Origin of the sequence: Kribbella sp. NPDC003505, assembly GCF_040610875.1 — a bacterium.
Classification (GTDB): Bacteria; Actinomycetota; Actinomycetes; order Propionibacteriales; family Kribbellaceae; genus Kribbella.
The window spans coordinates 200023-224689 of record NZ_JBEXNA010000010.1 but is presented as its reverse complement, the minus strand read 5'-3'; the positions used below and the strand labels follow the sequence as shown (position 1 = coordinate 224689).

Here is a 24667-nt window from a genome sequence, read left to right as displayed (position 1 = left end):
ATACCCCTAGGGGGTATAGGAATCAAGGGCATGACGAAGCCCCGCCACCCGAGGTGACGGGGCTCACCCCCGACCGGCTACAGCGGGTCGATGTCCGTCAGCGTCTCCGGCGTCAGCTCGACCCACCGGGTGATCCCGATCTCCCGCAGGAAGGGCACATCGTGGCTCGCGATCACCAGCGCTCCGTTGTACGACGCGAGCGCATCGCGCAACTGCCCCACGCTCGACAGGTCCAGGTTGTTCGTCGGCTCGTCCAGCATCAGCAACTGCGGCGGCGGCTCCGCCAGCAGCAAGGCCGCCAGCGTCGCCCGGAACCGCTCACCACCGGACAACGTCCGGACCAACTGATCCGCCGCCCGCCCACGGAACAGGAACCGCGCCAGCCGCGCCCGCCGCTCCTGGTTCTCCGTGCTCGGCGCCAGCAGCGCGAGGTTGTCCACGATCGACAGATCGTCGCGGAGCAGGTCGAGCCGCTGCGGCAGGTACCGGAAAGGAACCGCCGGCAACTCCCCCGCCACGATCGACTGCAGCAGCGTCGTCTTCCCGGCGCCGTTCGGCCCGGTCAGCGCGATCCGCTCCGGACCGCGGATCTCCAGGTCGACGTGCGCCCCGGTCCGCAGGACGTGGTCCTCCAGCCGCAGCACGACGCGCCCCGCGGGGACGGCGGTCTTCGGCAGGTCGACCCGGATGGTGTCGTCGTCGTGGACCTTCTCCTCCGCGTCGGCCAGCGCCTCCTGCGCCGACTCGAGCCGCTCGGACTGCATCCCTAGATGCTTGCCGGCCGACACCTGCGCGGCCCGCTTCAGCCCACCGGCGACGATCTTCGGGATGCCGCCCTGCTCGAAGGCGCGTTGCCCCCGGGCCCGGCGCTGGTCCATCTTCATCCGCGCCTCGACCAGATCCTTCTTCTGCTTCCGTACGTCGGCCTCCGCCGCGCGCAGCATCCGCTCGGCGGCCTCCTGCTCGACGGCGACGGCCTCCTCGTAGGCGGTCAGGTTCCCGCCGTACCAGGTGACCTCGCCCTTCCGCAGGTCGCCGATCTGGTCGACGCGGTCCAGCAACTCCCGGTCGTGGCTGACGATCAGCAACGCGCCGCGGAACTGGTCGACGGCGTCGTACAGGTGCCGCCGCGCCCGCAGGTCGAGGTTGTTGGTCGGCTCGTCCAGCAGCAGGACGTCGGGACGCCGCAGCAACTCGGCCGCGAGCCCGAGCAGGATGGTCTCGCCGCCGGACAGCTCGCCGACGCTGCGGTCGAGGCCGATCGCACCGAGGCCGAGCTTGCCGAGCAGCGCCTCCGCGCGCTCGTCGACGTCCCACTCGTCGCCGACGGCCGCGAAGTTCTCCTCCGAGGCGTCACCCGACTCGATCGCGGTGATCGCGCGCCGGACGGCGTCGATGCCGAGCGCCTGGTCGACCCGCAACGAGGTGTCGAGGGTCAGGTCCTGCGGCAGGTACCCGAGCTCGCCGCTGACGCGGATCGCCCCGCGCTGCGGGGTGAGCCGGCCGGCGATCAGCCGGAGCAGCGTCGACTTGCCGGCGCCGTTGCGGCCGACCAGGCCGGAACGGACCGGACCGGCGACGAACGTCAGGCCGTCGAACAGCACCTCGCCGTCGGGCCAGGCGAAGAAGACGTCGGTACAGGACAGGGAAAAACTCATGAGCGTTGCACTCCCAACGAGGTCTCGGACGAGACCGCGCACCAGAACAGGTGGCGATCGGTCGACTGAAGAAAGACCTCGGAGTTACAACGCGGACCCCTGACGCCGGGAATGGGACGGCTGCCAGGATACGGGCGGCCGGCCGCCGCGATCAACCGTTTTCGTGAAGCTTGCGCCGGGCAACGATCAGCAGGTCGACGGCGGCCACCACCGCGAGCACGCCGAACGCGACCACCCACCCGGTCGGCAGCTCGAAGACGGCGGCCAGGACGGTCGCCGCGAGCCACAGGCACAGACCGAAGGCCGCCAGCACGATGCGCAGCGTCAACGCGCTGCGCGGCGGCGGCGGCTCGCCGGTCATGGCGCCTTGCGCAACCAGGTCTCGACGCCGGCGATGTGGGCGGTCATCCAGGCGCGAGCGGCCTCGGCGTCGCGGATCTCGATCGCGTCCAGGATCGCGGCGTGTTCGGCCAGCGTGCGTTCGACCGCGCCGGCCTGGGTGACGCCGCGCCAGATCCGGGCCCGCTGGGTCGCGCCGGAGATGCCGTCCAGCAGCGAGCAGACCACCTGATTGCCGGTCGCCTCGGCGATCCCGCGATGGAACTGCAGGTCGTTCGCGACCAGTTCCTCGACCGAGGCGTCGGGCGCCAGGTCGCTGGTCAGCAGTCGCAGCTCGGTGACCTGCTCCGCGGTGATCCGGGTCGCGGCCAGCGCGGCGACACCGGGCTCGAGCAACCGCCGTACCTCGAAGAACTGCAGCACCGAGTCGTCGCGGTGCAGGTCGACCATGAAGTTCAGCGCGTCCAGCAGGTGCGCCGAGTCGAGACTCGTCACGTACGTGCCGTCGCCGTGCCGGACGTCCAGCACGTTGACGAGCGTGAGTGCCTTCACCGCTTCCCGCAGCGAGTTCCGCGACAGCCCCAGCCGCGCGGCGAGATCCGCCTCCTTCGGCAGCCGGTCGCCGGGTCCCAGTTCCCCCGAGGTGATCATCCCCTTGATCTTGACGATCGCCTCATCCGTCAACGCCATTTCGTCAGTATGCCCTCGCAGGGGGCGGTTCACCCGGTTCCGGCGACCCGGGCGAGCAGGGTCGGGCGGGTGGCAGCGCCGGTTTTGGCGAGGATCGCCTTCACGTGGTCGTTGACCGTGTGTTCGGACAGGACCAGGCGCTGCGCGAGGCGGCGGGAGTCCGAGCCGGTGGCGAGCTCGGCGAGGACCTCGCGTTCGCGCGGTGTCAGGCCGTGGGCGAGGGCGAACACCTCCAGCCGCTCGGCCGGCGTCGACTCCTCGATCGTGACGGCGATGTCGGACCTCGAAGCGGGTGCGGTACGGGCCGCGCGCAGCGTCACCCATCGTCCGGCTCCGAGGTGCACGCGCGACCACGGCGGTCCGACAGGTACGGCGTTCTCGGCCGCGATCAGCGCGGCCGCCAGGTTGTACGCCGCCGCCGGGATCGCCTGCTCGACGACGGCGGGATCGTCCGGCGGATTCAGCCGATGCAACGCTGCACGCGCCGCCGGCGTACCGACCCGCACCTGCAGATCGGCCCCCAGCACGAGAACCGCCGGTGCCACTGGCGGAGGCGCCGATGGAGCCGTCGCGAAGGTCCGTGCCTGGGCGGCCCGCAGAGCCTCGGTCAAGCCCGGCACCACGGATGCGATCACGTCACGTTCACCCGAGGTGAAGGGCGGCCCGGAGGTGCGCCACAGATCCAGCCAGGCCCAGCATCCGAAGCGGTCGGCGAACACCGCGGTCAGCACGTCCGCCGTGTGGCGCCAGGCCAGCACTGACCGGCCCGCGAGGTCGGTCCAGCGCGTACCTTCGCTCAGATACCGCGCCCGGATCAGCCCTGGCAGTTCGGCCCACGACAGCCCCGGCACGTCGGCCAGCGGTGCCGTGCCGACGCGGGTGACCGGGTCGGTCAACACCCAGACATGGCCGTCGAACGGCACCGAGCGGCGCAGCTCGACGAGCGCGCGCTCGCGCAACTCTTTCGCGTCGAGCGTGCCGGAACACAGTCGCTGCACCCGATCCCGCACACCGTGAGCGTACGAAAGATCCCCAGGATCGGGGATAGGACCGCCACTCGCCCGCGATCACGCTGATCGCATGATCACACTGCACATCGAGAACACCATCGCCGACTACGACGCGTGGAAGGCGGCCTTCGACCGCTACGACCGCGCCCGCCGCGACCACCACGTGCTCGGGTACCGGATCAGCCGCCCCGTCGACGAGCCGACGAAGGTCCTGATCGACCTCGATTTCGACAGCCACGACGACGCGACCGCCTTCGTCCAGGTGCTGGCGAAGATCTGGCAGACCCCGCTGTCCGGCAGCGTCTCCAGCGCCCACACCGCACCCGAGGTCCGCACCCTCGAAGAGGTGACTAGCATCCGGTCAATGTGAGCACCCCCGGCTACTCGGGCAAGCCGCTCGCGGCCAAGCTCGGGATCAAGACGGACCACCTGGTCCTGCTCGACAACGCGCCGGCCGGTTTCGTCCTCGACGGGCTGCCGGCCGGTACGTCGGTCGCGCGCCGGCCCAGCCGTACGTCGTACGACGTCGTGCTCATGTTCTGCCCGGACCGGGCCCGGCTCACCCGCCGGCTACCGGTCCTGCTGGAGCGGACTGCGACCGCCGGGATGATCTGGGCGGCGTGGCCGAAGCGCTCGTCGGGTGTTCCCACCGACCTGGACGAGAACGGGATCCGTGAGCTCGCGCTCCCGCTCGGCGTCGTCGACGTGAAGGTGTGCGCGATCGACAGCATCTGGTCCGGGCTGAAGCTGGTCCGGCGGCTCGCGAACCGATGAAGGCCAATCATCCCCGACTGGACTGATTTCGCACGTGACGTTGGCCACACTTCTGCGCGGTTCTGATCGTCACGGGTCGCGAGTGGACAACTGCATACAGTGGCCAGCCACGCTCGGCCCGCCGTACCGGCAGAGCTCGGACGAGCTCCGGAAAGCCACCTCTGCAAGGCGTCCCGCAACCCCGGCCGTCACTCTCCGCTCCGGCCGGACGTGAACGGACCACGTGTGGCCTGAAACACCTTTGTGAGCAGTGTTTCAGGCGTCGGCAGATCCGCCCGCCGGGGCCCGACCACTCGACACACTGGTCCGGTGGTCCCCGGCTGTGGAAGTGGTCCGCGTGCTATTAGCCTTTGCTTGGGGCACCACCCATAACATCAGCATGACCAACCCGTGGTACCGGACCCGAAATCGGAAGAGGCGAACTGCCAAGTGGCCACCGAGCCATCAGACACCAATCCCCTAGCAGCCTTCGGTGCGAACGAATGGCTGGTCGACGAGTTGTACGAGAAGTACCTGCAGGACCCGAAGTCGGTGGATCCGGCGTGGTTGGACTTCTTCAAGACGTACAAGCCGGGTGACGCGGCGCCGGTGACGACCACCCCGGCCGACGCTCCCCGGCCGGACGCGGTGTCCGACAACAAGACCCCTGAGGCGCCGAGCCGCGGCACCGCTGCCGCAGCGCCCGCCTCGAGCGCTCCCGCCGCGACGACCGCCGCGAAGCAGCCCTCCGCGCCGACGCCGGCCGCTGCCCAGGCCGCACCCCAGCAGCAGCCCGCAGCCAAGCAAGCACCGGCCCAGTCCGGCGCCCCGACCGGAGGCAAGGTGAACCAGCCGCCCAAGGCCCAGCCCAAGCCCGCTCCCGCGACCAGCTCGGACGCCGAGCGGCTGATCCTGCGCGGAGCCCCGGCTCGGACCGCTCAGAACATGGAGACCAGCCTCACGGTCCCCACGGCGACGAGCGTGCGGCAGGTGCCGGTCAAGCTGCTGATCGACAACCGCATCGTCATCAACAACCACCTCAAGCGCGCCCGCGGCGGCAAGGTGTCCTTCACGCATCTGATCGGCTGGGCGCTGGTCAAGGCCCTGAAGACGCTGCCGGACATGAACGCGTCGTACGACGAGACCGACGGCAAGCCGACCCTGGTGCACCCGGCGCACATCAACCTCGGCCTGGCCATCGACATGCAGAAGCCGGACGGCACCCGGCAGCTGCTGGTGCCGTCGATCAAGGCCGCCGAGGAGATGACCTTCGCGGACTTCTGGATGGCCTACGAGGACATCGTCCGCCGGGCCCGGGACAACAAGCTCGCGCTGCCGGACTTCCAGGGCACCACGATCAGCCTGACCAACCCGGGCACGATCGGCACCCAGCACTCGGTGCCGCGGCTGATGACCGGGCAGGGCTGCATCATCGGCGTCGGCGCGATGGAGTACCCGCCGGAGTACCAGGGCGCCGCCGACGAGACGATGGCCAAGCTCGCGGTCAGCAAGGTGATGACGCTGACCTCGACGTACGACCACCGGATCATCCAGGGCGCCCAGTCGGGTGAGTTCCTGCGCCGGCTGCACCAGCTGCTGCTCGGCGGCGAGGGCTTCTACGACGAGATCTTCCAGTCGCTGCGGATCCCCTACGAGCCGATCCGCTGGGCCGCCGACCTCCCGCACAGCCACGAGGAAGACATCAGCAAGCAGGCCCGGATCCTCGAGCTGATCCACGCGTTCCGGGTGCGCGGCCACATCATGGCCGACACCGACCCGCTGGAGTACAAGCAGCGCAGCCACCCGGACCTGGACGTCGCCACCCACGGCCTGACGCTGTGGGACCTGGACCGCGAGTTCGCCACGGGCTCGTTCGGCGGCGGCGACCGGCGGTTCATGAAGCTCCGCGAGATCCTCGGCATCCTGCGCGACTCGTACTGCCGGACCACCGGTATCGAGTACATGCACATCCAGGACCCCGAGCAGCGCAAGTGGATCCAGGAGCGGGTCGAGCGCCCGCACACCAAGCCGCCGCGCGAGGAGCAGCTGCGGATCCTGGCCAAGCTGAACGAGGCCGAGGCGTTCGAGACCTTCCTGCAGACCAAGTACGTCGGCCAGCGGCGGTTCTCGCTCGAGGGCGCCGAGACCACCATCCCGCTGCTCGACGAGCTGTGCGAGGAGGCGGCCGGGGCTGGGCTGGACGAGGTCGCGATCGGGATGGCGCACCGCGGCCGGCTGAACGTGCTGGCGAACATCGTCGGCAAGTCGTACGGCCAGATCTTCCGCGAGTTCGAGGGCAACATCGACCCGCGGACCGTGCAGGGCTCCGGTGACGTCAAGTACCACCTGGGCGCCGAGGGCGAGTTCGTCTCCGAGTTCGGCGACAAGATCAAGGTGTCGGTCGCGGCGAACCCGTCGCACCTGGAGACCGTCGACCCGGTGCTCGAGGGCATCGTCCGCGCCAAGCAGGACATCCTCGACCGCGGCGCCGCGTTCCCGGTGCTGCCGGTGCTCGTCCACGGTGACGCGGCCTTCGCCGGCCAGGGCGTGGTCGCGGAGACGCTGAACCTGTCCCAGCTGCGCGGCTACCGCACCGGCGGCACGATCCACGTCATCGTGAACAACCAGGTCGGCTTCACCACCTCGCCGGCCTCGTCCCGCTCGTCGATGTACTCCACCGACGTCGCGCGGATGGTGCAGGCGCCGATCTTCCACGTCAACGGCGACGACCCTGAGGCCTGCATCCGGGTCGCGGACCTGGCCTTCGAGTACCGCCAGGCGTTCAACAAGGACGTCGTCATCGACCTGGTCTGCTACCGCCGCCGCGGTCACAACGAGGGTGACGACCCGAGCTTCACCCAGCCGCTGATGTACGACCTGATCGAGCAGAAGCGCTCGGTCCGCAAGCTCTACACCGAGGCCCTGATCGGTCGTGGCGACATCACGATCGAAGAGGCCGAGCAGGCGATGCAGGACTTCCAGCAGCGCCTGGAGCGGGTGTTCGCCGAGGTCCGGGACGCGAAGAACGAGCCCGAGACGCCGGCGCCGTACGTCACCGTCCCGGTGTACCCGGACAAGCCGGAGGGCCCGGACGCGACCGCGATCAGCGTCGAGACGCTGAAGAAGATCGCCGACGCGTACACGACGCTGCCGGAAGGCTTCACCGTGCACCCGAAGGTGCAGCCGCAGCTCCAGCGCCGGGCGCACGCGATCACCGAGGGCCCGCTCGACTGGGCCAGCGCGGAGATCACCGCCTTCGGCTCGCTGCTGCTCGACGGGCGCCCGGTCCGGCTGGCCGGTCAGGACAGCCGCCGCGGCACGTTCGTGCAGCGGTTCGCCGCCGTCATCGACCGGGTCAACGGGCAGGACCACGTCCCGCTGCAGCACCTGGACGAGGAGAACCAGGGCAACTTCTACGTCTACGACTCGCTGCTCAGCGAGTACGCCGCGCTCGGCTTCGAGTACGGGTACTCGGTGGCGCGGCCGGAGGCGCTGGTGCTCTGGGAGGCGCAGTTCGGCGACTTCGTGAACGGCGCCCAGTCGGTCATCGACGAGTACATCTCGTCCGGTGAGGCGAAGTGGGGCCAGAAGTCCGGCGTCGTACTGCTGCTGCCGCACGGCTACGAGGGCCAGGGCCCGGACCACACCTCGGCCCGGATCGAGCGGTTCCTGCAGCTGTGCGCCGAGGACGCGATGACCGTCGCGCAGCCGTCGACCCCGGCGTCGTACTTCCACCTGCTCCGCCGGCACACGCTCGGCGAGGAGCACGTCCCGATGATCGTCTTCACGCCGAAGCAGCTGCTGCGGCGCAAGGAGGCGGTGTCGCAGCCGGAGGAGCTGACCCACGGCACCTTCCGGCCGGTCATCGGCGACGCCGAGGCCGAGGCCAACGCGGGCGCCGTCGAGCGGGTCATCCTGGCCTCGGGCCGGATCGTGTACGACCTGCTGGCCGAGCGGAAGAAGGTCGAGCCGGACAAGATCAGCACCGCGATCGTCCGGGTCGAGCAGCTCTACCCGCTGCCCGCGGACGAGGTCGTCGCCGAGCTCGCGAAGTACCCGAACGCGACCGAGATCCGCTGGGTCCAGGACGAGCCGGCGAACCAGGGTCCGTGGCCGTTCATGGCGCTGAACCTGACCGAGCACCTGGGCGGCAAGCCGTTCTACCGGGTGTCCCGGCCGGCCATGTCCGCCCCGGCGGTCGGCTCGCACGGTGTCCACGGCACCGAGCAGGCGACGCTGCTGAAGCAGGCGTTCAGCTGACGTGTACTTCACCGACCGCGGGATCGAGGAGCTCGAGAAGCGCCGGGGCGAGGAAGAGGTCTCCCTCGCCTTCGTCGCCGAGCGGCTGCGTGAGTTCGTCGACCTGAACCCGGAGTTCGAGACACCGATCGAGCGCTTCGCCACCTGGCTCGCGCGCCTGGACGACGAGGACGACTAACCTGAGTGGATGCCCTTCGCCTCGCAGCCCGTACGCCGGGTCGCGGCGGCGGAGGGCATTCGCGCGTCCGGCCGCTGGCCGCACACCATTCCGGCCGTCCGGCACCTGCTGACGGACGGTCTGGACATCGACCCGGGCGTCACGTTCCTGGTCGGCGAGAACGGCGCCGGCAAGTCCACGCTGGTCGAGGCGATCGCCGTCGCCTTCGGCCTGTCCCCCGAGGGCGGCTCCACCGGCGCCCGCCTCACCACCCGCGCCACGGAGTCGTCCCTCGCCGACGACCTCCAGGTCACCCGCGGCGTCGGCGCCAAGCGGGCGGGTTTCTTCCTGCGCGCCGAGACGATGCACGGCTTCTACACGTACCTGGAGCAGAACCTGAAGACCTCAGGGCCACCGGACCCGGTCTTCCATGAGCTGAGCCACGGCGAGAGCTTCCTGAGCCTCATCAACGACCGCTTCACCCGGCAGGGCTTCTACTGCCTCGACGAGCCGGAGTCCGCCCTCTCGTTCTCCAGCAGCCTGGCCGTGGTCGGCGTCCTGCAACGCCTTGCCGAGTCCGGCTCGCAAGTGTTGTGCGCGACGCATTCACCGGTGATCGCAGCCTTGCCGGGCGCGACCATCCTCGAGGTCGGCGAGTGGGGCATCCGGCGTACGACGTGGTCCGACCTCGAGCTCGTACAGAACTGGAAGGCGTACCTGCAGGCGCCGGAGCGGTACCTGCGGCACGTTCTCTAATCCGTGTGCGGCGGTCTGGTGCGGCGTGGCGGGTCGGGAGCCAGGGTGCCGTCGGGGGCGATGTGTTCGAAGATCTGGTCGACCAGGTTCAGGACATGCGGGTCGTCGACGGTGTAGATGTGCCGCCGGCCCTCGCGGCGGGCGGTGATGATGCCGGCCAGGCGGAGCTTGCCGAGGTGCTGGCTGGCGGTGGCGATACTGACGCCGACCCGCTCCGCCAGGGTGCCGACGTCGTACTCCCCCTGCGCGGCCAGCGACACCAGGTGCAGCCGGACGGGAGCGGAGAGCATGGCGAAGGTGCCCGCGGCGGATTCGAGCTGCGCCTTCGTCGGTTCAGGGTTCGTCATCGCGCTGTCATTGTGACCGCTGGACCGGTCTCCGGGCAGTCCGGCGTGCCGTGGTGACGACGGTCTCACACTTTCGCAATTGCGAAAGTATCGAAACTACGGCAGGCTGGAACCATGTTCCGAGCCGTCCGCCCTGTGCTGTTGCTGCTCGCGGTGGCGATCCCCGCGGTCGTCCTGCGGCTCACCGGCACCCATCCCCCGGCACTGGCGTCGATGCTGATCTTCGGTCTCGCCGTGGTCGCCGCCTCGTTCGTGCTGGCCTGGGCCGCGGAGGCGGCGGAGATGGACATCTCGGGCGGTCTGGCGATCGCCCTGCTCGCGGTCATCGCCGTCCTCCCGGAGTACGCGGTGGACCTGTACTTCGCGCACACCGCGGGCACGAACCCGGACTACGTGCAGTACGCCGCCGCCAACATGACCGGCTCGAACCGGTTGCTGCTGGGCCTCGGCTGGTCCAGCGTCGTCCTGATCAGCCTGTACGTCGCTTCGCGGCGTAGCGGGCGCTCGGTCAAGGCCCTCGTCCTCGTGACCGGGTACCGGCGGGAGCTGGGCTTCCTCGCGGTCGCCGGTGTGGTCGCGTTCGTGATCCCGGTAACCGGTGAGATCCATCTGGTGCTCGGGCTGCTGCTGCTCGCGTTCTTCGCCTACTACCTGTACCGCGCGGCGACGTCGGAGCACGACGACGAGCCGGATCTGATCGGGCCGGCGGCGACGATCGGCGCACTGCCCACGACCACTCGGCGGATCGTGGTGACGAGCATGTTCGTGGTGTCGGCCGGCGTGATTCTCGCCGCGGCCGAGCCGTTCGCGGACTCGCTGGTCGCAAGCGGACAGACGCTCGGCATCGACCAGTTCCTCCTGGTCCAGTGGCTGGCGCCGCTGGCGTCCGAGGCGCCGGAATTCATCGTCGCGCTGCTGTTCGCGTGGCGCGGCAAGGGCGCCGCGGCGCTCGGGTTGCTGATCTCGGCCAAGGTGAACCAGTGGACCCTGCTGATCGGAAGCCTGCCGATCGCGTACGGGCTCGGTGGCGGCGGCGCCGCGCTGCACCTCGACGGGCGGCAGATCGAGGAGTTCCTGCTCACCGCCACGCAGACCCTGCTCGGCCTCGCGATCCTGCTGAGCCTGCGCTTCCCCCGCTGGGCGGCGTGGACGTTGCTCGGGCTGTTCGCGGTCCAGTTCGCCGTCCCCGGTCAGAGCGGGCGCTACGTGATCAGCTTGGTCTACCTGGTGCTCGCGATCGGCGCGGCCGTCCACAACCGGGACCACCTGGTGCGGACGATCATGGCCCCGTTCCGCAGCACCGAAGAGCTCGCCGAGGCGGAGCGCGCCGACAAGCTCGTCAAGGTCTGAGCTTGCTTTGTTAACGTGCACCGGTGGAACCACTGGAGCACGTGCCCTGGCCGCCCGAGCCGATCAAGACCGAGCGGCTCGTGCTTCGTGAGCCGGAGGCCCGGGACCGTACGGCGTTCATCGAGCTGCTCGCCTCACCCGAGGCCAACGCGTACGTCGGCGGTCCACGCCCCCGTGATGAGCTCCAGCGCGAGCTGCCTGAGACACCCGAGCGGTGGCCCGGGAGCTTCGTTGCCGAGCTCGACGGGGAGATGATCGGTCAGGTTCTGCTCAGGAGAGCAACCGCGCATCGCCGGCCGTCGGCCATCGGCAAGGCGGATCTCGGCTACCTGTTCCTGCCCCGGGCCTGGGGCTTCGGGTACGCCGCCGAGGCCTGCGCGGCCGCGCTCGGCTGGCTCGACAGCGTACTTCCCGGTGAGCAGGTCGTGCTCACCACCCAGAGCGCGAACGTCAGCTCCCTGCGCCTCGCCGGCAAGCTCGGGTTCGCCGAGGTGGAGCGGTTCGAGGCGTGGGGCGCCGAGCAGTGGCTCGGACTGCGGGTCAGCTCGCCTGCTGCTCGGTGATGATCGTGGGGCGGTTGCGGCGTTCCTGCGGGCCGGGGCGGCCGCGGCGGCGGCCGGAGAGGAACTTCTCGCCGGCGGCGGTGCCGGTGAACTTCGTCCGGCGGGCCCATTCCCGGCATTCCTCGATCACCGGGCACGACGTCAGGCAGAGCGCCTGCGCCTTGCGCTGCTCCCACTGGCTGGCGTTCTCGTCGTACGACGGCGCCTGTCCGACGCATGCGGCCTTCGTCATCCAGTTGTCTGCCGGGTCAACGATCACCGTCAAAGTAGGCCTCATGGGCTCCCCTGCTCCTCATCGATCGGGCGGATCGGTAGGAACAGATTGCGCCCGTCGCGTTGCTGCGATGCGACGCGAATGTTTCAGCCGTGAAACTTACCGCCGCTGAGCTGTCACATCCGTGCCGGTGTCACACCTTGGGCACCGGCCAACCGTCCAGTCGGCCTCGAAACGGTTGATCCGTGCCCAAGGTGTCAGCGGCGGACGAGGCGGATCTCGTGCAGGTCGAAGTACGGGTCGTGCTTGCCGGTGCCGTCGGGCTCGAAGCCGTGGCGCTGGTAGAACGTGCGAGCCTGCGCGTTGCCCTCGAAGACCCAGAGGAACGCGGGCTGCTTGCCCACGGCAACGTCGAGCAGGCGGCCGCCGAGGCCGGTGCGCCAGAACGCCCGCCGAGTGTAGATCGCCTCCAGCTCGAACGGGACCGGCGAGTCCTCGTCGCGGCCCGGGCCGGTGCCGATGAAACCGACCACGCGGTCCTCGAACGGCGCGGCGGGATCCGGGTTGAGGGCGATCCAGCGATCGGCGCCGGCAGCCAGCCTCGTCGACCAGCGCTCGACCCGGCGTTCGAGGTCCGAGGTGCGCTCGAGCAGCAGATCGGCCGGCACGAGACCGGCGTACGCCTCCCGCCAGCACAACAGATGACACCACGCGCCGGCCTCGGCGTCGTCGACCGTGGCCGGCCTGATCACGGGTTGCACTCAGCCCATTATTCAGACTGTAAAGACGATCTTGCCGAACACGTCGCCCGCGTTCATCTTCTCGAAGCCGGTGCGCGCCTCGGCAAGCGGCAGGACCGAGTCGATGTGCGGAGCGATCCCGGCGTTCGCCATGAACTGCACCAGCTCGGCCAGCTCGGTCCGGGTCCCCATCGTCGAGCCCTGCACCCGCAACTGCAGGAAGAAGATCCGGTTCAGCTCGGCCGACTTCGGCGCCTGACCGCTCGTCGCGCCGGAGATCACCAGCGTGCCGCCCTGCTTCAGCGACTTCAGCGAGTGCGACCAGGTGGCCTGGCCGACCGTCTCCATCGCGGCGTCGACCCGCTCCGGCAGCCGCGCCCCGGACTCGAACGCGTCGTGCGCGCCGATCTCCAGCGCCTTCGCCCGCTTGGCCTCGTCGCGGCTGGTTGCCCAGACCCGGATCCCGGCGGCTCGCGCCAGGGTGATCAGCGCGGTCGCGACGCCGCCGCCGGCGCCCTGCACGAGCACGGTGTCGCCCGGCTTCAGACCCGACTGCGTGAACAGCATCCGGTACGCCGTCAGCCACGCCGTCGGCAGGCACGCGGCCTGCTCGAAGCTCATCCCGGCCGGCTTCGCTACGACGTTGCGCGCCGGTACGGCGACCTTCTGCGCCAGCGTGCCCTGGTACCGCTCGCTCAGCAGCGACCGCTTCGGGTCGAGGGTCTCGTCGCCCTTCCACGCCGGGTCCGAGACGACCGCGTGGACGACGACCTCGTTCCCGTCCGGGTCCACACCCGCGGCGTCACATCCGAGGATCATCGGCAGACTCTGCTCGGCCAGCCCGACCCCCTTCAGCGACCACAGGTCGTGATGGTTGAGCGCAGTCGCCCGTACGTCGATCGTCACCCAGCCCTCGGGCACGGTCGGCTCAGGCCGCTCCCCCACCTCCAAGGCGGCGACCGGATTCTCGGCATCGAACTTGGCGGCATAAGCAGCAAGCATGCGAACCACCTTAGGCGCTGGTCCCCCCACCGTCAGTGTCCGACCTCACCACGCCGCCGCCCCCAACCGCATTTGCCTGGCTGGCCAGGGAGCTTGGGGGTTTGTCACCTTTAACCAGGGTGACAAACCCCCAACGGCGCTGGTGGACCAGGGAAATTGGGTCAGGTCGGGCGGGCCACGGGTTGGGGCGGTTAGGGGCGGGCTACGCCGTCGGTGTGGGCGGCGGATGCGACTGCTTCGGCTACGGCGGGGGCTACTCGGGGGTCGAAGGGGGACGGGATGATGTAGTCGGGACGTAGGTCTGCCGGTGAGATGAGGGCGGCGAGAGCATCGGCGGCGGCGAGTTTCATGCCTTCGGTGATGCGGGACGCGTTGGCGTCGAAGGCGCCGCGGAAGATGCCGGGGAAGGCCAGGACGTTGTTGATCTGGTTGGGGAAGTCGGAGCGGCCGGTGGCGACGACGGCAGCGTGGCGGTGGGCGATGTCGGGGTGGACCTCGGGGTTCGGGTTCGCCAGGGCGAAGATCATCGCGTCGTCGGCCATTTGAGCGACGGCTTCCTCGGGGACCGTGCCGCCGGACACGCCGAGGAAGAGGTCTGCGCCGGCGAGCGCGTCGACCAGCCGGCCGGACAGGCCGCCGGTGTTGGTGTCCCGGGCGAGCGACAGCTTCACCGGATTGAGGTCGGCACGGTCCTCGTGCAGAACCCCCTTGCTGTCCACGACCGCGAGATCGCCGACGCCCGCCTGCAGCAGGATCCGCGCACACGCGACCCCGGCCGCACCCGCACCCGAGATCACCACCCGGATGTCCGAGATCGACTTCCCGGTGACCCGCAAGGCGTTGCGCAGCGCGGCGAGGACGACGACCGCCGTACCGTGCTGGTCGTCGTGGAAGACCGGGATGTCGAGCCGCTCCTTCAGCCGGCGCTCGATCTCGAAGCAGCGCGGCGCGGAGATGTCCTCGAGGTTGATCCCGCCGAAGGTCGGCGCCATCCGCGCGACCGTCTCGACGAACTCGTCCACGTCGGTGCAGTCCAGCGCGATCGGCACCGAGTCGACGCCGCCGAACTCCTTGAACAGCAGGGCCTTGCCCTCCATCACCGGCAGCGACGCGGCCGGGCCGATGTCGCCGAGGCCGAGGACGGCGGTGCCGTCGGTGACGACCGCGACGACGTTGGACTTCCACGTGTACCGCCGGACCAGCGACGGATCTTCGGCGATCGCGGTGCAGACCCGGGCGACGCCGGGGGTGTACGCCTTCGAGAGGTCGTCGGCATCGCGGACGTGGACCGAGGACGTGACCTCGATCTTTCCGCCGCGATGCAGTTCGAAGACCGCGTCTGCGGCGTACTGGTCGTGGGGAACGGACGGCTCAACAGGTTGGGCGACCATGCGGGGACCCTTCAAGGAATCTCGAGCGGAACTTGTGATGGTGGGCGTTCGATGAGGGTGCGTCGAACGGCGCCGTTGCCAGGGGGTCACCCGTCGGTCACGAGTAAACCACAGGCGCAACTGGTCTGCTGTGAGGGGCCCCACATCCCCCCGGATGTGCCAGGATTCTCGGATCCACAACCCCTGTCGAGGAGAATCCGCGATGAACATCGTCCCCACTCTCCGCAAGCGCCGCGCGCAGGCAGCCGCAGCAGCCGCCGTCCTCGCGCTCACGCTCTCCGCCTGTGGCAGCGACTCAGGCAGCGGTGGCTCCGAGGACAAGGCCAAGGCGGCCGGCATCACGCTGGTCAAGCCCGGCAAGCTGACCGTGTGCACCCACCTGCCGTACAAGCCCTTTCAGTACAAGGACGGCACCAAGGTCGTCGGCTTCGACGTGGACCTGCTCGACCTGGTCGCCAAGGACCTGGGCCTGGAGCAGGACGTCGTCAACATCGAGTGGGCCCAGGTCACCTCGGGCGCCGCGTTCCAGGCGAAGAAGTGCGACATGGGCATGGGCGCGATGACGATCACGCCCGAGCGCCAGGCCGCGATCAGCATCACCGAGCCGTACATGGACGCCACCCAGGTGCTGATGACCAAGAAGGACTCCGGCATCAAGTCGCTGGCGGACCTGCGGGGCAAGAAGCTAGGCGCGCAGGCCGACACCACCGGCAAGAAGTACGCCGACGACAACGCCAAGGCGAACGGCTACACGGTGATCCCGTTCAACGACCTGGCGCTGCAGGAGAACAACGTGAAGTCCGGCCGGGTCGACGCCGCGATCAACGACAACGGCGTGCTGTACGACTTCGTCAAGGAGAACCCGGACATGGCCGTCGTCGCCGAGTTCAACACCGGCGAGCAGTACGGGTTCGGCGCGCTCAAGGACGGCAGCGGCCCGAAGCTGGTGGCCAAGTTCAACGAACTGCTGACCAAGGCCAAGTCGGACGGCAAGTACAACGAGATCTACAAGAAGTGGTTCGGGGTTGAGCCGACGAAGTGAGCACATCGACGCAAGACGTTGAGCGGAAGGGACTGAGCCCGCGGCAGCGGGCCCAGCGCTCCCGCTGGATCCAGTACGCCGTGCTCGTCGTCCTGGTCCTGGTCGCCGCGTTCAGCGCGAACTGGGGCCAGATCGTCAGCGTCTTCTTCAAGCCCGAGTTCATCAGGTCGACGTTCCAGGACGGCGTCCTCCAGGCGCTGGTGAAGACGCTCGAGTACACCGCCGGAGCGTTCGTGATCGGGCTCGCGGGCGGCACGCTGCTGGCGCTGATGAAGCTCAGCCAGGTCGGCCCGTACCGGTGGATCGCGACGGCGTACATCGAGTTCTTCCGCGGCCTGCCGGCGATCGTGGTGTTCATCGCGTTCAGCCTGCTGCCGCTGGCGTTCCCGGGGATGACGATCCCGTGGGACCCGTACGGCGTGGTGTGGCTGGCGCTCGGCATCGTCGCGTCGGCGTACATGGCCGAGGTGATCCGGGCCGGCATCCAGGCAGTGCCGAAGGGACAGGTCGAGGCGGCCCGGTCGCTCGGCATGCCGGCCGGGCTGGCGATGCGCAAGATCGTGCTGCCGCAGGCGTTCCGGATCGTGCTCCCGCCGCTGACCAACGACCTGATCCTGCTGGTCAAGGACTCCTCGCTGGTGTTCATGATCGGCGTCGCCGCGGACGGGTACGAGCTGACCGGCTTCGGCCGGGACCTGGCCAACACGTACTCGAACCTGACCCCGATCGTGGTCTGCGGCTTCTGCTACCTGCTGATCACCCTGCCGCTGGGCATCCTGGCCCGCCGGCTCGAGGCACGGACGGCGAGGACGCGCTAAATGGCTAGTTCGAATTCCTTCCCCACCCCACCACCCCGGTCGGTAGAGATCAAGAACCTGCACAAGTCCTTCGGCAGCAACCACGTCCTGCGCGGGATCGACTTCACCGTCGAGCAGGGCGAGGTGGTGTGCGTGATCGGCCCGTCCGGCTCCGGCAAGTCCACGCTGCTGCGCTGCGTGAACCTGCTAGAGACCCCGCAGGAAGGGCAGGTGATCGTCCGCGGCGAGGACATCACCGATCCGGACTGTCACCTGGACGCGGCCCGGCAGCAGATCGGGATGGTGTTCCAGCAGTTCAACCTGTTCCCGCACCTGTCCGCGCTGGCCAACTGCACCGTTGCCCAGCGCACCGTTCTGAAGCGGTCCGCGGAGGAGGCCGGCAAGGTCGCCCGCGCGAACCTGGAGCGGGTCGGGCTGAGCGAGAAGATCGACGCGTACCCGGCGCAGCTGTCCGGCGGCCAGCAGCAGCGGGTCGCGATCGCCCGGGCGCTGTCGATGGACCCGGCGCTGATGCTGTTCGACGAGCCGACGTCGGCGCTCGACCCGGAGCTCGTCGGCGACGTGCTCACGGTGATGCGCAAACTCGCGCTCGACGGCATGACGATGCTCGTCGTCACCCACGAGATGGCGTTCGCGCGCGAGGTGGCGGACCGGGTGGTGTTCATGGACGGCGGCGTGATCGTCGAGCAGGGGCCGCCCGCCGACGTGATCGGCGACCCGAAGGAGGAACGCACCCGGACCTTCCTGCGCCGGGTGCTCGACCCGACCCACGTCGAGCCGACCAGCTGATGTCATCACGCTGTGTGCCCGGCCGATGACCGGGCACACAGCGTGACAGGGGTCGATGCTACGAATAGGTCTCTGTTCGGGGTTCCTCCGTGCGCTGTCCGCAGGTCGCTGTGTCAAGATGCGGACACATGGCACCGGGCCGACCGGTGCCCGGTTTTGGAGGACTAGATGTCTGTCCTGCGGAGGACGCTGGTGCTGTCCGGCGTCCTGGTTCTCGCGGCCGCCGGGTGCGGCTCGAACTCTCTCGAAGGTGGTTCGTCCACCTCTCCCGCGACGAGCGCCCCCTCCAGCGCACCGTCGAGCGGTGGACCGGACCTCAGCGGCGCGTTGCCGGCCAAGATCAAGTCGGCCGGCAAGATCGTCGTCGGCGTCGACGCCAGCTACCCGCCGAACGAGTTCCTGCAGGGCGGCAAGACCGTGGTCGGGATGGACGTCGACCTGTTCAACGCCGTCGCGCAGAAGTTCGGCGTCACGGTCGAGTGGCAGCCCGCCGGGTTCGACACCATCATCACCGGTGTCCAGGGCGGCAAGTACGACGTCGGCGTCTCGTCGTTCACGATCAACGACAAGCGCAAGCAGCAGGTCAACATGGTCAGCTACTTCAACGCCGGGACCCTGTGGGCGACCGCCAAGGGCAACCCGAAGGGCGTCAAGGCCGACGACGCGTGCGGCAAGACCGTCGCGGTGCAGAAGGGTACGACGCAACTCGAGGACGACATGCCGAAGCGGCAGGCCGCGTGCAAGGCCGCCGGCAAGCCCGAGATCAAGCTGGTCGTCCGCGAGAAGCAGGACCAGGCGACCGCGGACCTGGTGGCCGGCAAGGCGGACGCGATGCTCGCCGACTCCCCGGTCGTGCTGTACGCGATCAAGCAGACCAACGGCCAGCTCGAGCAGCTCGGCGACATCTACGACGCCGCGCCGTACGGGTACGTGGTCCCGAAGAAGGAGACCGCGTTCGCGCAGGCCATCACCGAGGCGCTGAAGTCGCTCGACAGCGAGGGCACGTACAAGAGCACGTTGCAGAAGTGGAACAACGACTCGGGCGCGATCACCGACTTCGCCGTCAACCCGTGAGTTCGTCGTCATGAGTACCGAAACTGAAGCCCGGCCGCAGGATGCTCCCGAGCGGCCGGGCGCGATCGACGCGGTACCGGTCCGGCATCCGGGCCGCTGGGTCGCGATCGCGGTGATCGCGGTGCTGCTCGCGATGCTGGTGCACCTGCTGGTCACCAACAAGGCGTTCGACTGGAGTTTCGTCTTCGAGGCGATGAACCAGCGGCCGGTGATCAACGGGTTCCTCAAGGGCACGCTGCTGGTCACCGCGCTGTCGATGATCGTCGGGGTCGGCGGCGGTGTGGTGCTGGCCGTGATGCGGCTGAGCGACAACCCGATCCTGTCCGGCGTGGCCTGGGTGTTCACCTGGTTCTTCCGGAGCATCCCGCGGTACATCCTGCTGTTCACGATGGGCACGCTGGGGATCTTGTTCCCGGAGGGCATCCAGTTCGGGATCCCGTTCGACTGGAAGATCATCGACTGGCTCGGGATGTCCGGCGACTGGCGGTTCTTCACCCTGGACGCCAACCAGGTGTTCACCGGGATCGTTGCCGGTGTCATCGGTCTCGGGTTGTCCGAGGCGGCGTACATGGCCGAGATCGCCCGGGCCGGCATCCTCAGCGTCGACAGGGGCCAGGCCGAGGCCGCGGAGGCGCTCGGGATGAGCAACGGCAAAGTGATGCGCCGCGTGGTGCTGCCGCAGGCGATGCGGGTGATCGTGCCGCCGACCGGCAACGAGACCATCGCGATGCTGAAGGACACCTCGCTGCTGCTCGCGGTCCCGGTGATCGGCGAGCTGTTCTACCAGCTGCAGTCGATCGGCAGCACGTTCTACAAGACGTTCCCGATCGCGGTCGCCGCGACGCTGTTCTACCTGGCCGCGACCAGCGTGCTGATGGTCGGGCAGTACTTCCTCGAGCGGCACTTCGGTCGGGGATTCGGGACCGGCAAGGCGCCGCGAGCCGCGCGGCCGGCCGGGGCAGGAGGCGCCTGATGCCGCTGGTCCACGCGGTCAACGTGACCAAGTCCTTCCACCACAACGAGGTGCTGAAAGGCATCGATCTGGATGTCGATCGCGGGCAGGTGGTGTGTCTGCTCGGCCCGTCCGGCTCCGGCAAGACGACCTTCCTGCGATGCATCAACCAGCTCGAGACGATCGACGGCGGCCGGATCTGGGTCGACGACCAGCTGATGGGGTACGCCGACCGCAACGGGAAGCTGTACCGCCTGAAGAACAAGGAGATCGCGGCGCAGCGGCGCGAGATCGGGATGGTGTTCCAGCGGTTCAACCTGTTCCCGCACATGACCGCGCTGGGGAACATCATCGAGGCGCCCACGCAGGTCAAGGGCGAGTCGAAGAAGGCGGCCCGCGAGCGGGCGATGAAACTGCTCGACCGGGTCGGCCTCGCGGACCGGTGCAACGCCTACCCGTCCCAGCTGTCGGGCGGCCAGCAGCAGCGGGTCGCGATCGCCCGGGCGCTGGCGATGCAGCCGAAGCTGATGCTGTTCGACGAGCCGACGTCGGCGCTCGACCCCGAGTTGGTCGGCGAGGTGCTCGCGGTGATGCGGGAGCTCGCCCTGGACGGGATGACGATGATCGTGGTGACCCACGAGATGTCGTTCGCCCGCGACGTCGCCGACACGGTCGTGTTCATGGACGGCGGTGTCGTGGTCGAGGCCGGCCCGCCCAAGGACGTGATCGGGAACCCGCAGCACTCCCGCACGCAGGCCTTCCTGTCCCGGCTGCGGTCGGAGCACGACCACCCGTAGCAGAATTTTCTCGCCCCGGTCGGCCCCGCCCGCCGTGCATCGAACGCGTTGAGGTTGGATGATGTACGGCGTGGGAGGTCGATCCGAGGGAGACGATGTGAGCAGCACGGGACGAGCCGCCGAGGTCCGCCTGAGTATCCCGGCGGACGGCGCCTACATCGCCGTGCCCCGGTCGGTGGTCGGCAACCTCGCGGCCCGCAACGACTTCACGCTGGACGCGATCGACGACCTGCGGATCGCCGTCGACGAGGCCTGCTCGCTGCTGCTGCCGCAGTCGGCCGACGGGGTGCTGGAGTGCGTGTTCGAGATCGCGCCGCCGCAGCTGACGGTGCGGACGAGCGCCGTCGTACCGAACGGCTGGCGCCCGGACACCACCTCGTTCGGCTGGACCGTGCTGACCGCACTGGTGGAGTCGGCCGCCGCCGAGACCGTCGAGGGCCGGCTGACCATCACCGTCACGGCGACCGCGACCGCGACGGAGACCGCGTGACCGACGAGCACCTGGGCGAGTCCCAGGACTCCCCTGATCTGCGTACCCGGACCGCCGCACTGTTCCAGCAGATGGCGCCCGGCCGTCGCGATCCGGCGTCCGCAGCAGCCCGCGAGGGTCTGGTCGCGCTGCACATGCCGCTGGTGGAGCACCTGGCGCGCCGGTTCCGCAACCGCGGCGAGCCCTACGACGACCTTGTCCAGGTGGCCACGATCGGCCTGATCAAGGCGATCGACCGGTTCGACTCCGACCGCGGCGTCGAGTTCTCGACGTACGCGACGCCGACCATCCTGGGCGAGATCAAGCGCTACTTCCGGGACAAGGGCTGGGCGATCCGGGTGCCGCGGCGGCTGCAGGAGCTGCGGCTGTCGCTGACCGCGGCGACCGCCGAGCTGACGCAGGAGCTCGGCCGGGCCCCGACGGTGGCGGAGTTGTCGGAGCGCCTGGGGCTGTCGCCGGATCTGGTGATCGAGGGCCTGGAGTCCGCGAACGCCTACAACACGCTGTCCCTGGACGCTCCCGATCAGAACGAGACCGACGCGACGACGGTCCTGGACGGCCTCGGCGGCGAGGACGAGGCGCTCGAGAGCGTGGAGTACCGGGAGTCGCTGAAACCGCTGCTGGCGCAGCTGGACACCAGGGAGAAGCGGATCCTCACGCTGCGCTTCTTCCGCGGGATGACGCAGTCGCAGATCGCCGAGGAGATCGGAATCTCGCAGATGCACGTCTCCCGGCTGCTCGCCCGGACCCTCACCGAGCTGCGCACCGGCCTGCTCAAGGAGTAGCTAGAGGACCGGGTGGTCGTTGGAGCTACCACCGATCAGGGCCTCGAACGACGCCTTCTGGAACAGGCAGACCAGGACCACGACGGCCAGTACGGCGAGCACGACCGCGATCGCCGGGGCGCCGCCGTTCCAGACGCTGTACGCGACCAGGAGCTGGATCAGCTGCGTGAACACGGTCGGGCCGCGGCTCCACCGGCGGGCCCGCCAAAGGCCACGGACAGCGACCAGGACCAGCGCCGCGCCGTACACCAGGAAGAAGCCGGCGGTGGTCAGTCCGAGCACCAGCCGGGAGCTGTGAATCGTCAAGGCTTCGGCAATTCCGAGAACGATGAGCACGAGCCCTTCCACAGCGACCACTGCCGCGGCTAATTTGAGCGGTCTCGGGACTGCGGCAGCTGGGGAGTCGGTCGGCACTTCGCCAGCTTAGTGCCCGGTGTCCGGGTGGGTCCGTGAGCCTCGGCCCTACAGGGAGTTGAGGTTGTGCGTAACCAAAAGAAGGTTGCAGCGGTTACTTGCAGTGAACGGGTGCTTGCGGAATGGCCGCTCCGTCCGATTACCGGATGGAGAGAACCGCCGTGTGCCAGTTCGAAGTGTTAAGGAAGCGTTGTGATCGGATCGACAACTCCATAACCCTTGTTTCGATCCCCCAAGATTGGGAACATGGTCTCGTTCGTGAAAGCGTTCACAACAAGACGCGGCACCGACCCCCGTGCCTCACGAACCGACGAGTACAGCACCGCTGATTGGGCACAGACCTACCCGTCAGCCTACGTCAACTACTGAGAGAGATGGGATCCGCCATGGATTGGCGCCACCGGGCCGTATGCCTCGACGAGGACCCGGAACTGTTCTTCCCCATCGGCAACACCGGGCCCGCGATCATGCAGATCGAAGAGGCCAAGCAGGTGTGCCGACGCTGCGACGTGCGTGAGCAGTGCCTCGCGTGGGCACTGGAAGCCGGCCAGGACCACGGTGTCTGGGGCGGCCTGAGCGAGGACGAGCGTCGCGCGCTGAAGCGCCGCAATGCCCGGCAACGCATCCGCACCGCCTGAGCAAGTCCTCTTTCGAGGCCCCGCGGAAAGTACCGCGGGGCCTTTGTGTTTCCCCGGCCGTCAGTCCTTCACCGGGATGTCCAGGGTGACCTGGGTACCGGGACGGCCGTCGTGGCGGTTGCCGAACTCCAAGGTGCCGTCGAGTTCACCGAGAACCAGCGTGCGGACGATGGACAGGCCCAGATTGCCGGACAGTTCGGAGTCGAAGTTCGTCGGCAGGCCCTTGCCGTCGTCGATCACGTCGATGTGCAGCCGGCCGACCGAGCGCTCGGCGGTGAGCTCGATCGTCCCGCTCGTCTCGGCCCCGTCGCGGGCGCCGAAGGCGTGCTCGACCGAGTTCTGCATCAGTTCGGTCAGCACCATCGCCAACGGGGTCGCGATCTCCGAGTCGAGGACGCCGAACGATCCGCTGCGCCGGGTCTCCACGGCGGTCGCGACCGTCGACACGTCCGCGACCATCGCGCCGACCCGGTCGGCCACGTCGTCGAAGTCCACGTGCTCGTCGAACGACTCCGACAGCGTCTCGTGCACGATCGCGATCGACCCGACCCGCCGGACCGCCTCGGCGAGCGCGGCCTGCCCTTCCGGGACGGTGATCCTGCGGGCCTGCATCCGGAGTAACGCCGCGACCGTCTGCAAGTTGTTCTTGACGCGATGATGAATCTCCCGGATGGTCGCCTCCTTGGTGACCAGCTCCCGCTCCCGGCTCCGCAGCTCCGTGACGTCGCGGAGCAGGATCAGCGCCCCGACGTGCTGTCCGTCGGCCCGCAGCGGGATCGCGCGCAGGAACAGCGTGGCGTCGGAGTTCTCGATCTCGATCTCCTTGGCCGCGCGCCCGGTGACCACCGACGCGAGCACGTCGTCGACCTTGTGCCCGGACTGCAGCAGCTCGGCGGTCACGTCCTTGAGCCGCGAGCCGACCAGGTCGGTGACGAGCCCCATCCGGCGGTACGCGGACAACGCGTTGGGGCTCGCGAACGTCACCATCCCGTGCCGATCGACCCGGATGCAGCCGTCACCGACGCGTGGTGTGGTGGACAGCAGCCGTTCCCCGCCGTACGGGAAGATGCCGTCGGTGATCATCCGGGCCAGATCCGTCGCGCTCTGCAGGTACGCGATCTCCAGCCGGGACGGCGTCCGGACACCGAGCAGGTTGGTGTTCCGCGCGATCACCGCGATCACCCGGGAGCCGCGGCGGACCGGGATCGTCTCGACCCGGACCGGTACGTCGTCGCGCCATTCCGGATCGCCCTCGCGGCAGATCCGGCCGCCGTCGTACGCCTGGTCCAGCAGGTGCCGGCGGCCGCGCGGGATGAAGCTGCCGACGATGTCGTCGAGGTACGCCGTGGGGCCGGTCGTCGGCCGCATCTGCGCCCCGGCCCAGAACCCCAGCCCCTCGATGTCGGGCAACCAGAGCACCAGATCGGCGAACGACAGGTCGGCCAGCATCTGCCAATCCGAGACGAGCAGCTGCAGGCGGTCCAGGTCGGCCTGGTCGAGCGTGGTGTGGTTGCGCGCCACATCGGTCAAAGACGGCACGTTCCGATGCTACCGAGGGCTTGTACCAGCTCCCGGGGTGGTCCGCTCGACAAGTGGGCGTGTGCGGGTGTTGATTGATCAGCTACAGATGAAAGGATG

Annotated in this window: 27 protein-coding genes; 16 read left to right on the top strand and 11 right to left on the bottom strand. The window is 68.9% G+C overall.

Features of this window, described 5'->3' with window-relative positions:
* Positions 1-77: 77 nt before the first annotated feature.
* The 4 genes from ABZX12_RS30810 to ABZX12_RS30795 all read right to left on the bottom strand — a co-directional run bounded on the left by ABZX12_RS30810 (position 78) and on the right by ABZX12_RS30795 (position 3697).
* Positions 78-1658 (bottom strand): ATP-binding cassette domain-containing protein, encoded by a 1581-nt coding sequence (locus tag ABZX12_RS30810; protein WP_355698872.1) that lies wholly within the window; start codon positions 1656-1658, stop codon positions 78-80.
* A gap of 151 nt (positions 1659-1809) precedes the next feature.
* The gene (locus tag ABZX12_RS30805; RefSeq protein ID WP_355698870.1) at positions 1810-2019 is read right to left on the bottom strand and encodes a DUF6343 family protein; all 210 of its coding nucleotides are present in this window, start codon (positions 2017-2019) and stop codon (positions 1810-1812) included.
* Entirely contained in the window at positions 2016-2687 is a 672-nt protein-coding gene (locus ABZX12_RS30800; RefSeq protein WP_355698868.1) for a FadR/GntR family transcriptional regulator, read from the bottom strand. The genes ABZX12_RS30805 and ABZX12_RS30800 overlap by 4 nt, the downstream gene beginning before the upstream one ends.
* A 29-nt stretch (positions 2688-2716) precedes the next feature.
* Positions 2717-3697: a helix-turn-helix transcriptional regulator gene (locus ABZX12_RS30795; RefSeq protein ID WP_355698866.1), complete on the bottom strand. Its 981-nt coding sequence runs from the start codon at positions 3695-3697 to the stop codon at positions 2717-2719.
* Positions 3698-3767: 70 nt separating this feature from the next.
* On the opposite strand from ABZX12_RS30795, the gene ABZX12_RS30790 reads away from it, so the two are divergent.
* From ABZX12_RS30790 to ABZX12_RS30770, 5 genes are all read left to right on the top strand, one after another.
* Complete coding sequence (locus tag ABZX12_RS30790) at positions 3768-4067, top strand: hypothetical protein (protein WP_355698864.1); 300 nt, start codon at positions 3768-3770, stop codon at positions 4065-4067.
* On the top strand, positions 4064-4471 hold the full coding sequence (locus tag ABZX12_RS30785) for a DUF3052 domain-containing protein (RefSeq protein WP_355698862.1): 408 nt from the start codon (positions 4064-4066) through the stop codon (positions 4469-4471). Before ABZX12_RS30790 ends, ABZX12_RS30785 begins: the two co-directional genes overlap by 4 nt.
* Before the next feature lie 429 nt (positions 4472-4900).
* Positions 4901-8710: a multifunctional oxoglutarate decarboxylase/oxoglutarate dehydrogenase thiamine pyrophosphate-binding subunit/dihydrolipoyllysine-residue succinyltransferase subunit gene (locus tag ABZX12_RS30780; RefSeq protein WP_355698860.1), complete on the top strand. Its 3810-nt coding sequence runs from the start codon at positions 4901-4903 to the stop codon at positions 8708-8710.
* Position 8711: 1 nt separating this feature from the next.
* Complete coding sequence (locus tag ABZX12_RS30775; protein WP_355476126.1) at positions 8712-8888, top strand: DUF6104 family protein; 177 nt, start codon at positions 8712-8714, stop codon at positions 8886-8888.
* A gap of 9 nt (positions 8889-8897) precedes the next feature.
* Positions 8898-9623, top strand: a complete 726-nt coding sequence (locus ABZX12_RS30770; RefSeq protein ID WP_355698858.1) for an AAA family ATPase — start codon at positions 8898-8900, stop codon at positions 9621-9623.
* On the opposite strand, the gene ABZX12_RS30765 is transcribed toward ABZX12_RS30770, so the two are convergent.
* Positions 9620-9970, bottom strand: coding sequence for a metalloregulator ArsR/SmtB family transcription factor (locus ABZX12_RS30765; protein ID WP_131285169.1), 351 nt, complete (start codon positions 9968-9970; stop codon positions 9620-9622). The two genes, ABZX12_RS30770 and ABZX12_RS30765, sit on opposite strands and share 4 nt — an antisense overlap.
* 114 nt (positions 9971-10084) lie before the next feature.
* Here ABZX12_RS30765 and ABZX12_RS30760 point away from each other — a divergent pair, with 114 nt between their 5' ends.
* Both ABZX12_RS30760 and ABZX12_RS30755 read left to right on the top strand, forming a co-directional pair.
* On the top strand, positions 10085-11320 hold the full coding sequence (locus ABZX12_RS30760; protein WP_355698856.1) for a sodium:proton exchanger: 1236 nt from the start codon (positions 10085-10087) through the stop codon (positions 11318-11320).
* A 23-nt stretch (positions 11321-11343) separates the two neighbouring features.
* On the top strand, positions 11344-11883 hold the full coding sequence (locus tag ABZX12_RS30755; protein ID WP_355698854.1) for a GNAT family protein: 540 nt from the start codon (positions 11344-11346) through the stop codon (positions 11881-11883).
* Here the strand turns inward: ABZX12_RS30755 and ABZX12_RS30750 are convergent.
* From ABZX12_RS30750 to ABZX12_RS30735, 4 genes are all read right to left on the bottom strand, one after another.
* Positions 11861-12160: a WhiB family transcriptional regulator gene (locus ABZX12_RS30750; RefSeq protein WP_355698852.1), complete on the bottom strand. Its 300-nt coding sequence runs from the start codon at positions 12158-12160 to the stop codon at positions 11861-11863. The two genes, ABZX12_RS30755 and ABZX12_RS30750, sit on opposite strands and share 23 nt — an antisense overlap.
* A 194-nt stretch (positions 12161-12354) precedes the next feature.
* Complete coding sequence (locus ABZX12_RS30745; protein ID WP_355698850.1) at positions 12355-12858, bottom strand: GNAT family N-acetyltransferase; 504 nt, start codon at positions 12856-12858, stop codon at positions 12355-12357.
* Positions 12859-12870: 12 nt separating this feature from the next.
* A complete protein-coding gene (locus tag ABZX12_RS30740; RefSeq protein WP_355698849.1) occupies positions 12871-13839 on the bottom strand; it encodes a zinc-binding dehydrogenase in 969 nt (322 codons plus the stop codon).
* Between the two features lie 191 nt (positions 13840-14030).
* The gene (locus ABZX12_RS30735; protein ID WP_355698847.1) at positions 14031-15230 is read right to left on the bottom strand and encodes an NADP-dependent malic enzyme; all 1200 of its coding nucleotides are present in this window, start codon (positions 15228-15230) and stop codon (positions 14031-14033) included.
* A gap of 202 nt (positions 15231-15432) precedes the next feature.
* Here ABZX12_RS30735 and ABZX12_RS30730 point away from each other — a divergent pair, with 202 nt between their 5' ends.
* The 8 genes from ABZX12_RS30730 (at position 15433) to ABZX12_RS30695 (ending at position 21977) form a co-directional block, all read left to right on the top strand.
* Positions 15433-16272: an ABC transporter substrate-binding protein gene (locus ABZX12_RS30730; RefSeq protein ID WP_355698845.1), complete on the top strand. Its 840-nt coding sequence runs from the start codon at positions 15433-15435 to the stop codon at positions 16270-16272.
* On the top strand, positions 16269-17090 hold the full coding sequence (locus ABZX12_RS30725; RefSeq protein ID WP_355698843.1) for an amino acid ABC transporter permease: 822 nt from the start codon (positions 16269-16271) through the stop codon (positions 17088-17090). The genes ABZX12_RS30730 and ABZX12_RS30725 overlap by 4 nt, the downstream gene beginning before the upstream one ends.
* The gene (locus ABZX12_RS30720) at positions 17091-17879 is read left to right on the top strand and encodes an amino acid ABC transporter ATP-binding protein (protein WP_355698841.1); all 789 of its coding nucleotides are present in this window, start codon (positions 17091-17093) and stop codon (positions 17877-17879) included.
* Between the two features lie 168 nt (positions 17880-18047).
* The gene (locus ABZX12_RS30715; protein WP_355698839.1) at positions 18048-18953 is read left to right on the top strand and encodes an ABC transporter substrate-binding protein; all 906 of its coding nucleotides are present in this window, start codon (positions 18048-18050) and stop codon (positions 18951-18953) included.
* Between the two features lie 10 nt (positions 18954-18963).
* Positions 18964-19926, top strand: a complete 963-nt coding sequence (locus tag ABZX12_RS30710) for an amino acid ABC transporter permease (protein ID WP_355698837.1) — start codon at positions 18964-18966, stop codon at positions 19924-19926.
* Positions 19926-20702, top strand: a complete 777-nt coding sequence (locus ABZX12_RS30705) for an amino acid ABC transporter ATP-binding protein (protein ID WP_355698835.1) — start codon at positions 19926-19928, stop codon at positions 20700-20702. The genes ABZX12_RS30710 and ABZX12_RS30705 overlap by 1 nt, the downstream gene beginning before the upstream one ends.
* A gap of 97 nt (positions 20703-20799) precedes the next feature.
* On the top strand, positions 20800-21192 hold the full coding sequence (locus tag ABZX12_RS30700; RefSeq protein WP_355698833.1) for an anti-sigma regulatory factor: 393 nt from the start codon (positions 20800-20802) through the stop codon (positions 21190-21192).
* Positions 21189-21977, top strand: a complete 789-nt coding sequence (locus ABZX12_RS30695) for an RNA polymerase sigma factor SigF (RefSeq protein ID WP_355698831.1) — start codon at positions 21189-21191, stop codon at positions 21975-21977. Before ABZX12_RS30700 ends, ABZX12_RS30695 begins: the two co-directional genes overlap by 4 nt.
* Here the strand turns inward: ABZX12_RS30695 and ABZX12_RS30690 are convergent, their stop codons facing one another.
* Positions 21978-22313 (bottom strand): hypothetical protein, encoded by a 336-nt coding sequence (locus tag ABZX12_RS30690; RefSeq protein WP_355698829.1) that lies wholly within the window; start codon positions 22311-22313, stop codon positions 21978-21980. It abuts the gene before it with no gap.
* A 464-nt stretch (positions 22314-22777) separates the two neighbouring features.
* On the opposite strand from ABZX12_RS30690, the gene ABZX12_RS30685 reads away from it, so the two are divergent.
* The gene (locus ABZX12_RS30685; RefSeq protein ID WP_130383822.1) at positions 22778-23029 is read left to right on the top strand and encodes a WhiB family transcriptional regulator; all 252 of its coding nucleotides are present in this window, start codon (positions 22778-22780) and stop codon (positions 23027-23029) included.
* Positions 23030-23089: 60 nt separating this feature from the next.
* Here the strand turns inward: ABZX12_RS30685 and ABZX12_RS30680 are convergent, their stop codons facing one another.
* Complete coding sequence (locus ABZX12_RS30680; RefSeq protein WP_355698827.1) at positions 23090-24568, bottom strand: histidine kinase N-terminal domain-containing protein; 1479 nt, start codon at positions 24566-24568, stop codon at positions 23090-23092.
* Positions 24569-24667 lie beyond the last annotated feature (99 nt).

Excerpts from the sequence above, each read along its gene's own strand:
- ABZX12_RS30810 (WP_355698872.1), bottom strand. The coding sequence starts at position 1,658 with ATGAGTTTTTCCCTGTCCTGTACCGACGTCTTCTTCGCCTGGCCCGAC.
- ABZX12_RS30770 (WP_355698858.1), top strand. The coding sequence starts at position 8,898 with ATGCCCTTCGCCTCGCAGCCCGTACGCCGGGTCGCGGCGGCGGAGGGC.
- ABZX12_RS30790 (WP_355698864.1), top strand. The coding sequence starts at position 3,768 with ATGATCACACTGCACATCGAGAACACCATCGCCGACTACGACGCGTGG.
- ABZX12_RS30740 (WP_355698849.1), bottom strand. The coding sequence starts at position 13,839 with ATGCTTGCTGCTTATGCCGCCAAGTTCGATGCCGAGAATCCGGTCGCC.
- ABZX12_RS30765 (WP_131285169.1), bottom strand. The coding sequence starts at position 9,970 with ATGACGAACCCTGAACCGACGAAGGCGCAGCTCGAATCCGCCGCGGGC.
- ABZX12_RS30760 (WP_355698856.1), top strand. The coding sequence starts at position 10,085 with ATGTTCCGAGCCGTCCGCCCTGTGCTGTTGCTGCTCGCGGTGGCGATC.
- ABZX12_RS30685 (WP_130383822.1), top strand. The coding sequence starts at position 22,778 with ATGGATTGGCGCCACCGGGCCGTATGCCTCGACGAGGACCCGGAACTG.
- ABZX12_RS30720 (WP_355698841.1), top strand. The coding sequence starts at position 17,091 with ATGGCTAGTTCGAATTCCTTCCCCACCCCACCACCCCGGTCGGTAGAG.
- ABZX12_RS30705 (WP_355698835.1), top strand. The coding sequence starts at position 19,926 with ATGCCGCTGGTCCACGCGGTCAACGTGACCAAGTCCTTCCACCACAAC.
- ABZX12_RS30735 (WP_355698847.1), bottom strand. The coding sequence starts at position 15,230 with ATGGTCGCCCAACCTGTTGAGCCGTCCGTTCCCCACGACCAGTACGCC.
- ABZX12_RS30800 (WP_355698868.1), bottom strand. The coding sequence starts at position 2,687 with ATGGCGTTGACGGATGAGGCGATCGTCAAGATCAAGGGGATGATCACC.
- ABZX12_RS30710 (WP_355698837.1), top strand. The coding sequence starts at position 18,964 with ATGAGTACCGAAACTGAAGCCCGGCCGCAGGATGCTCCCGAGCGGCCG.
- ABZX12_RS30750 (WP_355698852.1), bottom strand. The coding sequence starts at position 12,160 with ATGAGGCCTACTTTGACGGTGATCGTTGACCCGGCAGACAACTGGATG.
- ABZX12_RS30805 (WP_355698870.1), bottom strand. The coding sequence starts at position 2,019 with ATGACCGGCGAGCCGCCGCCGCCGCGCAGCGCGTTGACGCTGCGCATC.
- ABZX12_RS30715 (WP_355698839.1), top strand. The coding sequence starts at position 18,048 with ATGTCTGTCCTGCGGAGGACGCTGGTGCTGTCCGGCGTCCTGGTTCTC.
- ABZX12_RS30730 (WP_355698845.1), top strand. The coding sequence starts at position 15,433 with ATGAACATCGTCCCCACTCTCCGCAAGCGCCGCGCGCAGGCAGCCGCA.